Below are 12,575 nucleotides of genomic sequence, written 5' to 3' on the forward strand. Positions count from 1 at the left end.
GGCGGTCCGGCCCTCACACGCGATCGGAGCAAGGCATGACTCATCGTTTTCTGCCCGACGCGCTGCGCGCGTTCACTTCCGCCGTACTCCGCTCCGAAGGCGTTCCTGGTCCGGACGCCGAGTTGCTGGCTGACACGCTTGTGATGGCCGAGCTCTGGGGCCATGCGTCGCACGGCATGCTTCGGCTGCCCTGGTATGTCGCCCGCCTCCGCAGTGGCGCGACCGAGCGAGTCACCCGCGTCAGCACCACCAGGGACACCGGTGCTCTGCTGCTCCTTGACGGTGGCAACGGCATCGGGCAAGTCGTCATGGACTATGCGGTCGGCCGAGGTGTCGAGCGGGCCAAGGCGCATGGGGTCAGCGCAGTTGGCATCCGCAACTCCGGGCACTTCGGCACCGCGGCGTACTTCACGCGGCGAGCGGCCGAGCAAGGCTGTGTCGCCCTCCTCTGTACGAATGCGAGCCCCGCGATGGCTCCCTGGGGCGGCAAGCACAAGAGCATCGGGACCAACCCGTGGTCCATCGCCGCGCCCGCTGGCCAACGCGGTGTCGTCGTGATGGACCTCGCCAACACAGCCGTTGCCCGAGGCAAGATCTACCTCGCCGCCGAACGCGGTACGCCGATCCCGCAAGGCTGGACAGCCGATGCCGACGGCAACCCCACCACCGATCCGCGAGCCGCGATCGAAGGCCTGATCCTGCCGATGGCCGGCCCCAAGGGCTACGTCATGTCGTTCATGTTCGACATCCTGGCCGGCGTGCTGACCGGCAGCGCGTTCGGCGACCAGGTCGCGGGTCCGTACGAGCCAGACCGCCGGAGCGGCGCGGGCCATTTCCTCCTCACCATCGACGTCGCAGCCATGGCCGACCCGACCGAGTACGCCGAACGCGTCGAAACCCTGATCGACGCCACTCGCCAGGCACCCAAAGCCTCCTGGGCCGACGAGATCCTCGTCCCCGGCGAACTCGAGGACCGCAACGCGAAACTCCATGCCGCCGGCATCGAACTGACCGCCAAAACCTGGTCGAGCCTCACCGACCTAGCCGCGGAGACCAACGTAGTACTGCCGTCGACCGAGAAGGGCTCCGCATGATCACCCTCACCGTCTCCCTCCAGGTCCTCCCCGACCACCTCGAGGCGTTCGTCGAAGCGATCCGGACCAACGCCGAACGCTCCTTCACCGACGAGCCCGGCTGCTTGGCCTTCGACGTCAGCCAGGACCTCACCGACGACCACCATTTCGTCCTCCACGAGACCTACATCGACGAAGCAGCGGTCGAGAACCACCGCGCCACCCCGCACTTCAAGCAATGGCGCGCGGCCGTTGCGGAGCACGTAGTACCGGGTAGTCAGGCGAACACCCTGGCCCGCCGGCTCTTCCACCACCACAGCCCGGAGGCCGACCGATGAGCCTGTTGATCCACCCCGACCAGATCACGCCGTTCGATCGCGGCAACGGCGTCGTCACGATCCCGTACGTCGGCCGCTGGAACGCTGACGACAACCGGATCACCACCGGCCAGACGATCTTTGCCCCCGGCACCGGGCTGCCCGTGCACAGCCACAACGTCGAGGAGTCCGTGCTGATCCTCGAAGGCGAGGCGATCGCCGAGATCGACGGCGAGCGGTTCGACCTGGTCGCGGGGGAGGCGACCTGGGTGCAGGCCGGCATCCCGCATCGCTTCTTCAACCGCGGCGCCGGCCCGCTGCGGATCTACTGGGTGTACGGCGGCCGCGACGTGACGCGCACGATCACGGCAACCGGCGAAACCTTCGAGCACCTGTCCGAGAGCGACCGGGGCGGGATGTCCACCGGGTCGCCTAGTACGACAGCCGGAGTTCGTTGATGTTGGGCGGCAGGCCCGGACCGCCACCACTCACAAACCTGCCGTTTCCAGCCGGGAGCATGCCTGCGCACGCTTGGCCCGCTGCGATCAGTTGAGGTTTGTGAGTGGTGGCGGTCCGCCCCTCCCGCTCGCCGCAGGGGTGCCTGCGGCGCATGCTGTCGCAAGGTTGAGACGGCTACGCACGGCTGCGGAGGATCGTCCTACGATGGGACGGTGAGCGAGATCATCGAGTTGTGCCGGCACGCCCGCGAGGCCTCCTACGCGTTGGCGGCGGCATCCCGGGCGACCAAGGACGCCGCGCTGCACGCCATGGCGGCCGCGCTGCGGGCCAACACGGACGAGATCGTTGCGGCTAACGCGAAGGACGTCGCAGTCGCACGAGACGCCGGTACGCCGGAGTCGACCGTCGACCGCCTCGCGCTGGACCCGTCGCGGGTGGATGCGATGGCTGCTGGGCTCGAGCAGCTCGCTGGTCTGGTTGACCCGGTCGGCGAAGTCGTCCGCGGGTACACCCTCCCGAACGGCCTGGAGCTTCGCCAGGTGCGAGTGCCCTTCGGTGTCGTCGGCATCATCTACGAGGCCCGCCCGAACGTGACCGCCGACGCGGCCGGCATCTGCCTCAAGTCCGGCAACGCGGTGCTCCTGCGCGGATCCTCCTCGGCCGCCGAGTCCAACGCGGCGATCATCGCCGTACTGCGCTCCGCCGTCACCGAGGCTGGTCTGCCGGCCGACGTGATCCAGGGCGTGCCGGGCGACCGCGCCGCCGTCAAGGAACTCATGCAGGCGCGCGGCCTGGTCGACGTACTGATCCCGCGCGGTGGTGCCGGCCTGATCCAGACCGTCGTGTCCGAGTCGACCGTGCCCGTGATCGAGACCGGCGTCGGCAACTGCCACGTGTACGTCGATGCCGAAGCGGACCTGGAACTCGCCCTCACGATCCTGCTCAACTCGAAGACCCAGCGCCCGAGCGTCTGCAACGCGGCCGAGTCGCTGCTCGTCCACGCCGACGTCGCGGAAGCGTTCCTGGCCAAGGCTTTGCCGGCCTTGGCAGAGGCCGGCGTCACCGTGCACGGCGATCCGACAGTTGTTGCTGCTGGCAAGGATATCGTCGCGGCGACGGACGAGGACTACGGCACGGAGTACAGCTCATTGGATCTGTCCGCGGCCGTCGTCCCCTCGCTGGAGGCTGCGGTCGAGCACATCCGCAAGTACAGCTCGGCGCACACCGATGCGATCATCACCCGCTCACAGGCAGCGGCGCGACGCTTTGTGCAGGCAGTGGATTCGGCTGCCGTGGTGGTGAACGCGAGCACGCGATTCACCGACGGCGGCGAGTACGGGTTCGGCGCCGAGATCGGGATCTCGACGCAGAAGCTGCACGCGCGCGGGCCGATGGGGCTGCCGGAGATGACATCGACGAAGTACGTCGTGATCGGCGAGGGCCAGATCAGGACCTGAGCATCGGCGCCGCGTCGAACGACCGCACCTCAGGGCTCTGGTCCGACAGGATCGCGAGCGCGGCGGCGTACTCGACTCCGGCCTGCAGATCCACGAGTCGCACCGGCCCGTCGTACCCGGACCACTCGCGCAGCGCGGGCGGTTGATCGGGCGCGCTGACGATCACCTTGCGCAGGTCGGCGCGGATGCCGTCGCCGGTCGCCTTCACGACGGCTTCCTTGCGGGTCCAGTACTGCGTGAACGCGCGAGCGCGGGCCGCTGGTTCGAAGCCGGCCAGCTCGGTGGCCTCCAGATCGGACAGGCTGACCGCGGCGAGCGAGTCGGCGTCGATCGCGGGATTGATCAGCTCGACGTCGACGCCCACGGCGGCCGTGGGGTGGAAGGCGACGACGATGAGATCGCCTGAGTGCGACACCGAGAGCTGCATCCCCTCGGTGCTGACCTTCCCGTGCTGGCGGCCGCAGTCGGGGCAGCTCCGGTCGAGCTGGATGTCGGCCGGCGCGAGCTCTAGCTTGCCGGCGAGCACTCGCCTGACGATCGTGGCGCCGACGAGGAAGCGGCTCTTGTCCTCGTCGCGTGCATAGGCGGCCAGCCGGTCTCGCTCGGCTGGGGCCAGTTCTCCGACCAGGCCGGGGCGCGCGTCCGCAGTACGGCCCCACCAGACCTCTACCGCCGTCACAGCTGGCGTGCCGTCTCGTAGGCCCAGCTGATGGCTTCGGGGATGTCGGTGACGGGGTAGTGGACAGCTTTGATCTCGTGAGTCGGCGCGACGATGAGCAGCAGCCGCTTGAGGCGCTCGTAGCCGCCGGCCCGGAACGTCGGCAGCCGGAGCGCGGCGGTCAGGGTGAGGTCGGTGTCCGAGAGCAGTACGTGGGGGATGCTCTCCAGTTCGGCGAAGGTCTGCTGCTCGTCGGGGCGCTGGGTGCTTACTCCGTGTACGGCGATTGCGGCGGCGGTGAAGTCGGTGGCGCGCTCGGCGAACAGCTTGTTCTCTAAGGTGCAGCCGGAGGTGCCGGCGATGTCGCGCCAGCCGTCAGGCAGCTTGGTCGGCCGCCCGGTCGCTGGGTAGGCGAAAACCACTGTTGCCCGTGCAGCTACGTCCACCACGTCCCGCAGACCAAACCCGGTGGCGGGCAGCGCTAGGCCGTCCGGGATGCGAGTGCCGACAAGCTCGTGGATGCGGTGGGCCGGGGCTTCCTCGGCCGTGTTGGTGCCGGTCAGTTCGCCGTCGCCGAGGAGCCAGCGGTCGCCCCAGTCCTGCAGGGCGACAAGTACGGGCAGCAGGGCCCGGCCGCGCGGTGTGAGCTTGTACGCGTGCCGCATCGGCCGCTCCTGGTAGGCGACCCGCTCCACGATCCCGCTGTCGAGCAGACTGTTCAGCCGCTCGGTGAGGACCTTCCGGGAGATCCGCAGCGACTCCGCGAGCAGCTCGAACCGGTCCAGCCCGCGAGCCAGATCCCGGACGATCAGCAGCTCCCACCCGTCACCGACCACCCCGAGCGACTGGGCGATCGCACAGTCGGGCTCGGGGGAGTAGCTACTACGCCGCACGACAGCCTCCTCCGCTTGCTCCCACGCTATCCGGCTCTGTAAGTTCCTCTTGGGAACTCACTATAAGCGGGGGTGCGCGGTGTACTGGCGTCGAGTGGCGGAACTACCCGGCTGGCTCAAGGCAGTGATGCTCGGCCAGCTGGTCAGCTCGGCCGGTTCGCTCGCGTGGATCTACCTCACGCTCTACCTGGTCGAGGACCGCGGGATGTCGCCGCAACAGGCCGGGTTCGCGGCGGCGGCGTACGGGGTGGGTCTGCTGCTCGGGAACCTGTCCGGCGGCTGGTTCGGCGACCGCTTCGGTCTGCGGACGGCTGCGGTCGCCAGCCAGCTCACGTGGGCAGTCGCCTGCCTCGCAATGCCACTAGTGCCCGTAGGCGCTCTCGCTGCCGTCGCCGCGATCGCCGGCCTCTGCGGCGGCGCGACTCGCCCGAACCTGAGTGCGCTGGTCGCCACCGCTCTCCCTGCTGACCGCCGCCGTGAAGGGATTGCGCTCTCTCGCTCAGCCAGCAATGCCGGCTTCACCATCGGCCCGCCCCTCGGCGGCCTGCTCGCGGCGTACGACTTCTCCCTGGTCTTCGTCGTCGACGCCGTCTCCAGCGTCATCCTCGCCGCCGTGATCTGGCGCTACGTGCCGAGCGCGACACGCGTGGTGTCTGCTCACGTGTCGGGAGTGTTGCGGGCGCTCCGCCAGGACAAGTCGATCCTGGTCCTGCTTGCGTCGATCGTGGTCATCGACACTGTCTACCGCCAGCTCTTCGCGACCTTGCCGCTGCTACTGCGCGATGCAGGCTCGCCGGCGGTCGCGTACGGCGTACTGATCGGCCTGAGCTCGGTAGTCATCGTGCTCCTGGAAGCCCCGCTGGCCATTCGCCTCCGCAACCACCACGCATCCCGGGTGATCGCCATCGGCTTCGCCCTGGTCGCCGTCGGCCTAGCAGTCCTCGGCATCTGGCCGGCACTCGTCGGAGCTGCCATAGCGGTAGCAGTCATCACTGCCGGTGAAATGCTCTACAAGCCCACTGCCACAGCCCAAGTAGCCGACGCTGCCCCGGACGGGATGACAGGCCGCTTCTCCAGCCTCTACGCCGCCGCCTCAATCTCCGGCATGACCCTGGCGCCCGCCCTGGGCGGCACTACCTACCAACACCATCCCCGGCTCCTCTTCCCCCTAGCGGCCGTCCTGGCCCTAGTGGCCGCTGTAGCCGTCTACCTCGGTACTACGAGCCGGCGCCGGTCCTCAGTCGCTGCCGCGGCTCCTGCCCGTAGTACCGGCTAGGACTCCGGCAGTGGCGCCGGCCTCGCCTCCCAGCGCGTGGAGAGCACCACTGTCGTCCGTGTCCGCACCACCCCGTTGACGCGCCGCAGGGTCCCCACCACCGCCTCCAGCTGAGTCACGTCCGCCACCCGTACCTTCACCACCAACTCCTGGTCCCCAGCCACGAACCAGCAGTCCTCCACCGCCGGAATCTCCCGTACTCCGGCGACGATGTCATCCGTCTCCACGTCATCGCGCTGGAACAACCCCACCAGCGCACTCGTCCCCAGCCCGACCTGATCCGGCGCCACCACCGCGCGGTACCCGAGCAGCACTCCCCGCTCCTCCAGCCGTCTCACCCGCTCCTGGACGCTCGGCCCGGACAGGCCCACCACGCGCCCCAGTTCAGCCCAGCTCGACCGCCCGTTGGCCCGCAGCGCTTCGACCAGCTGTCGATCGATCGTGTCCATGACATCCTCCGTTTACCGCAGATTCGTAGGGAGATCAGCCGATCTGCCTTCAATTCGTTTGAGTCTTAGCAGGTCTTCCAGTACAATTTCAACTATCGAAGCCACCCGCTCCGAGTCCCGCTACGACCCTGTGAAGGAAACATGATCACCCCCGAAGTTGCCCAGGCCCACATCGACGAGATGCGCCGTGTCGCCGCGATCCACCAGCGCGCCAACGCCGTTCCCTCCGCTTGGCGCCGGCTGCTGACCCGCTACACCCGGCACAGCTGACCCACCTCCCGCGCGACCGGCAGGGCTTCGGGCCCACCGGTCGCGCTCGCGTCGGCCGGCAAGAGATAGGCTTCGCCTCATGCATTCCCTCCTCCTGCCGCAGCTCGCGGCCCTCGAAGAAGCCGCCAGCGAGGCTTCGCACATCTCGCCCTGGTGGTACGGCGGGTTCTCCCTGTTCGTCCTGGTCGTGATGCTGCTCGTCACCATGATCATGGGCAAGGGCCGGCCGCACAGCTGAGCGGCGGATCGAGCTGACGTGGATTCCCCGGAGAGGGTGCGACCTGGCCGCCGTATCGGCGTCATGGGCGGCACGTTCGACCCGATCCACCACGGCCACCTGGTGGCGGCGAGCGAAGTACAGTCGTACTTCGATCTCGACGAGGTGATCTTCGTTCCGACCGGGCAACCGTGGCAGAAGCTGGACCGGACGGTGTCGCCGCCCGAGGACCGCTACCTGATGACGGTCATCGCCACCGCCTCGAACCCCCGGTTCTCGGTCAGCCGAGTCGACATCGACCGGCCCGGTCCGACGTACACGATCGACACGCTGCGCGACCTGTCCAAGCTCTTCCCGGACGCGGAGCTGTTCTTCATCACCGGTGCCGACGCGCTGGCCCAGATCCTGACCTGGCGCGACGTCGACGAGATGTTCAAGCTGGCCCAGTTCGTCGGCTGTACCCGGCCGGGGTACTCCTCCCAGGAACTGCCGCTCGACCGGCTCCCGATGGACCGGATCACGCTGCTCGAAGTACCGGCGCTGGCGATCTCGTCCACCGAGTGCCGGCAACGCGTCGCGAAAGGCAACCCGACCTGGTACCTGGTGCCCGACGGGATCGTCCAGTACATCGCCAAGCGCGACCTCTACATCAACCACTAGAAGCCTGCATCACTATCAAAGGACCGTAATGCCTGCCACCGAACGCGCCATCGAGCTGCTCACCGCGGCCGCCGAGGCGGCCCACGACAAGAAGGCCGAGAACGTTCTCGCGTTCGACGTCTCCGAGCAGCTGGCCATCACCGACGCGTTCCTGGTCGCCTCCGCCTCCAACGACCGCCAGGTCCGCGCGATCGTGGACGCGATCGAGGACAAGCTCCGGGTCGACTTCGACGCCAAGCCGGTACGCCGGGAGGGCGCGCGCGAAGGCCGCTGGGTGCTGCTCGACTACCTCGAGGTGGTCGTCCACGTGCAGCACGACGAGGAGCGCAGTTTCTACTCCCTCGAGCGGCTCTGGCGTGACTGCCCGATCATCCCGCTCCCGGGCCCGGACGGCACCATCGCAGCACCGGCCCCCGTCGCCGACCGGTCCGCCGATGTCGACCCCGCGCCCGCCGCCGGGTCCTCCTCCGCCGAGCCCTCTTCCGCGGCCGAATGACCGCGGGCCGGCTGATCGTCTGGCGCCACGGCCGGACCGAGTGGAACCTGCAGGACAAGATCCAGGGCCAGGCCGACATCCCGTTGGATGATGTCGGTCTCGCTCAAGCGCGCGCGGCGGCCTCTCGCCTCGCCTCACTCGCCCCGACGCGCCTCTTCTCCAGCGACCTCCAGCGCGCCGCCGCGACCGCGGGCGAACTGGCCGTACTGACCGGCCTGAAGGTCGAGTACGACGAGGCGTTGCGCGAGATCGACGTCGACGACTGGGCCGGCCTGACGATGGAAGAGCTGGCCGCGATGCACCCCGAGGCCGCCGCCCGCATCCGCGCCGGCGAACCCCAACAGCGTGGTACAGCAGGCGAAACCGTCGAACAGGTCGCCGAACGCTTCGCCCCCGCCCTGGCCCGCGCAGTAGAACTCGGCGAGCCCTCGGACACCATCGTCGTAGCAACTCACGGCCTGGCAGCCCGCGTGGGCATCTGCCTCTTCCTCGGCATCCCCCAAGCCAACTGGCCGGCCTTCGGAGCCATCGCCAACTGCAACTGGATCTCCCTCCTCCCCGGCCGCCTAGGCTGGCGCATCGAAGAGTGGAACGCCGGCTCCCTCCCCGAACCAGTAATGAGCGACGACCCCCAACGCTGAGTTACACCGCGCGTCCGCCGCCCGCTCGCTCCCAGCTGTGGCCGCTCCCACCACCCCTCACCGCTCCTCCGTCGCGCGAGCCCGCTCCTCCGTCGCGGCACGTGGGCCTGCGCGACTTGTCTCGTGCTGGGGGAGCGCGGGCTCCCGGTGCGCAGACCAGCGATGATCACAACGTCGGTCACTTCCATGGCATGGAAGTGGTCAGCGCACGTAGCCCACGCACCCGGTTGCCCCTCCTACGTCGCGGTGGGTACGGACTTGCGGCTCGCCCTTGCCGGGGGAGCGGGTCAGCCGGCCTTTCGCCTGCCGTGGAAGCCAACCTCCGCGCGTTGAGAACCCCGATCGACCTATCACTGACAGGCCCACCCAGCCCGCCAAACCCACCCCTCTCAGACGTGCTCTTCCTCACCTCCACCCCCACCCCACCCGATTTTTCTTTGCGGCCCCCCATCCGCTAAACTTCCGGAGTCCGCAAGACACCGCGGGGCTTTGGCGCAGTTGGTAGCGCGCTTCCATGGCATGGAAGAGGTCAGGGGTTCGAATCCCCTAAGCTCCACCAAAAGCAACCAGGCCGGTCTCCCAAGAGACCGGCCTTTCCCTTGTACTCTGTCGTACCCGCGCACCCTCCGCCACTCGCTCCTACGTCCCTCCCAGCACCGGCCGCTCCCGTCCACCCTTCCGGCGCTCCTCCGTCGTGCTGGGTGCCCACGCGCGCGCAGTTTCGTGCTGGGGTTGCGTCCCTGAGCACCTCCGAGACGTATCACTCGATCTCAGTCAGGGGTCATCGCCGTGGTCGCCTGACAACTTCTCTACGTCTTCAAGACAGGCCCCTCCGGGGCCCGAAAGCGCGCCGCCACTACAGGGCGGGCCGCCTGCCCGCCGCTCCGCTCTGGGCGCGTCCCTTGGCTTGGCGCGCACGTGCCAACAGGGTGCCGGGTCGAAGACAGCAGAACTCGCCGTCAACGCTCGACACCCTGCCGGTGCACCACTCGCCGGAGAGGCCCGGCCACCGCTTCGGTCCGGTTGCCCACCCCGCCCGCCGATCCGTGGGGTTCCCGCATCGCCCCGCTAGCAATCGTGAAAGGGACGCTTCGGCACGACACGCGTCAAGAGCGCCTGCGTCCCTGCGGGATCTCCGACCCTTGACCCGCACCGCACCGAACCTAAGGGCGGCAGCTATCGGAGCGATGCGGGAGGACTGCCCGCGCGCTTGACACGTAACCGTCAAGTTGAGGGTCAACGCTGACATCCGCTGTGTTTCTGGCGTCCGCTCCGTTTCCCAGCGCCTGGCCAGTCAGAGGTGGAGCCGCTCCGCCAGACCGGCGATCTCGATTGTGACGAGGAGCCGTCGGGTCAGCTCGCGGAACCCTGTGCGTGCGTTGACGGCTCGCATCCCGGTGTTGGCGACAGCGGTGGTGCTGGACAGGCGACGCACGTTCGGCAACTCGTCCGCGAGCCGGAGGGCCATAGCGGCCTTCACCCAAGTCGCCAGTCCATGTCGTCGGTGCTCACCTACAACGACCGTGTCCTCCTGGCCCACGTCGACGCTTGAGCGGCCAACCTCCACCGCGGGGAATGCCGCCACCGTGGACGTGCCGGCGACGGCGGCGGCGGTGACCCACAGCTCGACACCGCGGTCGGCGCGTTCGCGCTCACTCTGGCGTACGAGGTCGCGGTCCCACACAACGACCGCACCCGGCGGCAGATGGTTATTTGGCGCATCGGCGATCGCGCGCTTCGCCAAGGCATAGGAGTCGACCAGGAGATCCGGTGCGCGGCCAGACCAGTGCACCAGCTGGTAACCGTCATGGTCAGTAGTGACGCTCCGCTCAAGGACAGCACGGTCGAGGGTCGCGAAGTCCAACACATTGATGACGAGTTCGTCACCGACAGTGGCGCCCAGATGGAGGGCATATCTCGCGCCGGGTGTATCCGCGAGGACCGTAGTGGCGAGAATCTCCGTACCCGCAGCCCGCTGGTCACGGACCACTTCAGTGAGAAGCGACCGACCGACGCCGTGGCCACGCATGTCGGGCAGGACGTAGATCCGCGTAAAAGCTGTCTTGGGCTCGCCGGCGGGACGGACCTCCGCGGCACCGATCACCGTCCCGTCGAGATAACCAGCCCACCGAGTCGTCCTCGGGTCGGAGAGCTGCTCGCGGAGACGCTCACAGGACTGAGCAGGTGCGGGAGCATACTCTCCGCGCTCGATCGCACCCACCGCACGCACCACGTCGCTCCATGCCGCAAGCCGTAACTCATCGACCTCAGGCCGCAGAAGGTCAACACCGACACCGGGAATTCGCACAGCCCCCAGACTAAACGCCATCCAGACCATGATCCGAGCCACAACGTGCAGCGGAAGGCGGGGAGTCGGCAGGCCACCGGACCGTCTACCGCCGTGGGAGGATTTTGGGAGCGAACCACCCGTAACAACCGTCTTGAAGCGGGTCCAGCCCGTATCAACCAGGACGGCGAGAACTCCTTGTAGATAAGGGAAAATGCGCCGCTCCGCATGAATCGCCAGGGTGACCCCCGCCCATGGCATGGAAGAGTCAGGGGTTCGAATCCCCTAAGCTCCACCCACCCGGTCATGTGACTCCCTCCACCGCCGCTGATCTGCGGTTTCGTTGGGTGCTGGGGGTTCATGTGGCTCAGGGTTCTTACTAGAACACGGCGCCGAAACAACGCCACGTGGTAGGACCCGGACACCGTTGGTAGCCACAGGGCCGCCTCCCCAGACGCCGGCCGTGGGTCGTCCCCTTCGCCTTTACGCTGATCCGATGACGAAGGAGCGGCGTGGAGCTTAGAGACATCGAGATCTTCCTGACGCTGGCCGAGGAGCTGCATTTCGGGCGTACCGCACAGCGGCTGCACCTCTCCCAGGCGCGTGTCAGCCAGTCGATCAAGAAGCAGGAACGAGATGTCGGCACCCCGCTCTTCGACAGGAGCACCCGTGCCGTAACCCTGACGCTGGTCGGCGAGCAACTGCGCGACGACCTGCGGCCGATCTACCGCGGCCTGAGGGAGAGCGTGGAACGGGCGAGCCTGGCCGCCCGCGGCAAGACCGAGGTGCTGCGCATCGGCATGATTGCGAGCAACGCCTACGACTTGGGCCCGTTCTGGACTGGATTCCGCTCCCGGCACCCGGAGTGGGACCTGCGGGTCCAGCACAATCCCTTCATCGACGCCTTCCGCGCCGTGCGCGCCGGGGAGATCGACATCCTGATCGCCTGGTTTCCCGTCGAGGAGCCCGACCTCGTAGCAGGACCGATTATCTTCACTGAGCCGCGCGTGGTGATGGTGGCCGCCTCCCATGTATTGGCGACGCGCGGGCGGATCTCCAGGGAGGGCCTCGCCGACTTCAACGTCCTGGGCACAGCCGTGCCCGAATACTGGGAGGACGCGGTCTCTCCGTTCTACACCCCAAAGGGCCGCCAGATCCCGCGCGACGACGTGGTCAGGGACTGGGATGACCTGACGTTCAAGGTCGCCAACGGTCAGCACGTTCAACCCGTGCACCTGCACGCACTCCGCTACCACTCCCGCCCGGACATCACCTACCTGCATCTGCACGACGCCCCACACACCCGGTGGGGACTGGTCTGGCGGGCCGGCGCCGAAAGCCCGATGATCCGCGCATTCGCCCAGGTGGTCCGCGATCTGGGTGCCGCATCCCTCTGACCTGCACCGATAAGCGCCCCTTATC

15 protein-coding genes and 1 tRNA gene are annotated in these 12,575 nt (G+C 68.0%); 12 read left to right on the top strand and 4 right to left on the bottom strand.

The annotated features are described in order from the left end of the window. The first annotated feature begins 35 nt into the window (after positions 1 to 35). The 4 genes from A3ES_RS0118850 to A3ES_RS0118865 all read left to right on the top strand — a co-directional run bounded on the left by A3ES_RS0118850 (position 36) and on the right by A3ES_RS0118865 (position 3,306). Positions 36 to 1,094, top strand: coding sequence for an Ldh family oxidoreductase (locus A3ES_RS0118850; protein ID WP_020388396.1), 1,059 nt, complete (start codon positions 36 to 38; stop codon positions 1,092 to 1,094). Next, positions 1,091 to 1,411, top strand: a complete 321-nt coding sequence (locus A3ES_RS0118855) for a putative quinol monooxygenase (protein WP_020388397.1) — start codon at positions 1,091 to 1,093, stop codon at positions 1,409 to 1,411. The genes A3ES_RS0118850 and A3ES_RS0118855 overlap by 4 nt, the downstream gene beginning before the upstream one ends. Continuing rightward, positions 1,408 to 1,848: a cupin domain-containing protein gene (locus A3ES_RS47585; RefSeq protein WP_020388398.1), complete on the top strand. Its 441-nt coding sequence runs from the start codon at positions 1,408 to 1,410 to the stop codon at positions 1,846 to 1,848. The genes A3ES_RS0118855 and A3ES_RS47585 overlap by 4 nt, the downstream gene beginning before the upstream one ends. 81 nt (positions 1,849 to 1,929) lie before the next feature. Next, on the top strand, positions 1,930 to 3,306 hold the full coding sequence (locus A3ES_RS0118865; RefSeq protein ID WP_272944628.1) for a glutamate-5-semialdehyde dehydrogenase: 1,377 nt from the start codon (positions 1,930 to 1,932) through the stop codon (positions 3,304 to 3,306). Here A3ES_RS0118865 and A3ES_RS47590 read toward each other — a convergent pair. Together A3ES_RS47590 and A3ES_RS0118875 are read right to left on the bottom strand one after the other, a co-directional pair. After that, on the bottom strand, positions 3,296 to 3,985 hold the full coding sequence (locus A3ES_RS47590; protein ID WP_020388400.1) for a 4'-phosphopantetheinyl transferase family protein: 690 nt from the start codon (positions 3,983 to 3,985) through the stop codon (positions 3,296 to 3,298). The genes A3ES_RS0118865 and A3ES_RS47590 overlap by 11 nt on opposite strands. Next, positions 3,982 to 4,857 carry a winged helix-turn-helix transcriptional regulator gene (locus tag A3ES_RS0118875; protein WP_020388401.1) on the bottom strand — a complete coding sequence of 292 codons (876 nt, stop codon included), beginning with the start codon at positions 4,855 to 4,857 and terminating at the stop codon, positions 3,982 to 3,984. The genes A3ES_RS47590 and A3ES_RS0118875 overlap by 4 nt, the downstream gene beginning before the upstream one ends. Positions 4,858 to 4,951: 94 nt before the next feature. Between A3ES_RS0118875 and A3ES_RS47595 the strand changes: the two genes are divergently transcribed. Beyond that, positions 4,952 to 6,133: an MFS transporter gene (locus tag A3ES_RS47595; RefSeq protein ID WP_020388402.1), complete on the top strand. Its 1,182-nt coding sequence runs from the start codon at positions 4,952 to 4,954 to the stop codon at positions 6,131 to 6,133. On the opposite strand, the gene A3ES_RS0118885 is transcribed toward A3ES_RS47595, so the two are convergent. Next, positions 6,130 to 6,582 (bottom strand): Lrp/AsnC family transcriptional regulator, encoded by a 453-nt coding sequence (locus tag A3ES_RS0118885; RefSeq protein WP_020388403.1) that lies wholly within the window; start codon positions 6,580 to 6,582, stop codon positions 6,130 to 6,132. The genes A3ES_RS47595 and A3ES_RS0118885 overlap by 4 nt on opposite strands. Before the next feature lie 141 nt (positions 6,583 to 6,723). Here A3ES_RS0118885 and A3ES_RS56760 point away from each other — a divergent pair, with 141 nt between their 5' ends. From A3ES_RS56760 to A3ES_RS0118915, 6 genes are all read left to right on the top strand, one after another. Further along, entirely contained in the window at positions 6,724 to 6,852 is a 129-nt protein-coding gene (locus A3ES_RS56760) for a hypothetical protein (RefSeq protein WP_020388404.1), read from the top strand. Positions 6,853 to 6,931: 79 nt separating this feature from the next. Further along, positions 6,932 to 7,090, top strand: a complete 159-nt coding sequence (locus tag A3ES_RS55060) for a hypothetical protein (RefSeq protein WP_020388405.1) — start codon at positions 6,932 to 6,934, stop codon at positions 7,088 to 7,090. Positions 7,091 to 7,108: 18 nt separating this feature from the next. Then, positions 7,109 to 7,729: a nicotinate-nucleotide adenylyltransferase gene (gene nadD, locus A3ES_RS0118900; RefSeq protein ID WP_040454996.1), complete on the top strand. Its 621-nt coding sequence runs from the start codon at positions 7,109 to 7,111 to the stop codon at positions 7,727 to 7,729. A 28-nt stretch (positions 7,730 to 7,757) separates the two neighbouring features. Continuing rightward, positions 7,758 to 8,225, top strand: a complete 468-nt coding sequence (gene rsfS, locus A3ES_RS47600) for a ribosome silencing factor (RefSeq protein WP_020388407.1) — start codon at positions 7,758 to 7,760, stop codon at positions 8,223 to 8,225. Further along, a complete protein-coding gene (locus A3ES_RS0118910; protein ID WP_020388408.1) occupies positions 8,222 to 8,866 on the top strand; it encodes a histidine phosphatase family protein in 645 nt (214 codons plus the stop codon). The genes rsfS and A3ES_RS0118910 overlap by 4 nt, the downstream gene beginning before the upstream one ends. A gap of 483 nt (positions 8,867 to 9,349) precedes the next feature. After that, positions 9,350 to 9,425: transfer RNA gene (locus tag A3ES_RS0118915), tRNA-Ala, on the top strand. Between the two features lie 735 nt (positions 9,426 to 10,160). Here the strand turns inward: A3ES_RS0118915 and A3ES_RS52645 are convergent. Beyond that, positions 10,161 to 11,204 (bottom strand): GNAT family N-acetyltransferase, encoded by a 1,044-nt coding sequence (locus tag A3ES_RS52645; RefSeq protein WP_157630604.1) that lies wholly within the window; start codon positions 11,202 to 11,204, stop codon positions 10,161 to 10,163. Positions 11,205 to 11,665: 461 nt separating this feature from the next. On the opposite strand from A3ES_RS52645, the gene A3ES_RS0118925 reads away from it, so the two are divergent. Beyond that, on the top strand, positions 11,666 to 12,550 hold the full coding sequence (locus A3ES_RS0118925; protein WP_020388410.1) for a LysR family transcriptional regulator: 885 nt from the start codon (positions 11,666 to 11,668) through the stop codon (positions 12,548 to 12,550). Positions 12,551 to 12,575 lie beyond the last annotated feature (25 nt).

Origin of the sequence: Kribbella catacumbae DSM 19601, from assembly GCF_000372465.1 — a bacterium.
In the GTDB taxonomy this organism is placed as follows: Bacteria; Actinomycetota; Actinomycetes; order Propionibacteriales; family Kribbellaceae; genus Kribbella; species Kribbella catacumbae.

Bases quoted from the DNA above. Each gene is read 5' to 3' on its own strand.
- A3ES_RS0118850 (WP_020388396.1), top strand. From the start codon at position 36: ATGACTCATCGTTTTCTGCCCGACGCGCTGCGCGCGTTCACTTCCGCC.
- A3ES_RS0118855 (WP_020388397.1), top strand. From the start codon at position 1,091: ATGATCACCCTCACCGTCTCCCTCCAGGTCCTCCCCGACCACCTCGAG.
- A3ES_RS47585 (WP_020388398.1), top strand. From the start codon at position 1,408: ATGAGCCTGTTGATCCACCCCGACCAGATCACGCCGTTCGATCGCGGC.
- A3ES_RS0118885 (WP_020388403.1), bottom strand. From the start codon at position 6,582: ATGGACACGATCGATCGACAGCTGGTCGAAGCGCTGCGGGCCAACGGG.
- A3ES_RS56760 (WP_020388404.1), top strand. From the start codon at position 6,724: ATGATCACCCCCGAAGTTGCCCAGGCCCACATCGACGAGATGCGCCGT.
- A3ES_RS55060 (WP_020388405.1), top strand. From the start codon at position 6,932: ATGCATTCCCTCCTCCTGCCGCAGCTCGCGGCCCTCGAAGAAGCCGCC.
- rsfS (WP_020388407.1), top strand. From the start codon at position 7,758: ATGCCTGCCACCGAACGCGCCATCGAGCTGCTCACCGCGGCCGCCGAG.
- A3ES_RS0118910 (WP_020388408.1), top strand. From the start codon at position 8,222: ATGACCGCGGGCCGGCTGATCGTCTGGCGCCACGGCCGGACCGAGTGG.
- A3ES_RS52645 (WP_157630604.1), bottom strand. From the start codon at position 11,204: ATGGTCTGGATGGCGTTTAGTCTGGGGGCTGTGCGAATTCCCGGTGTC.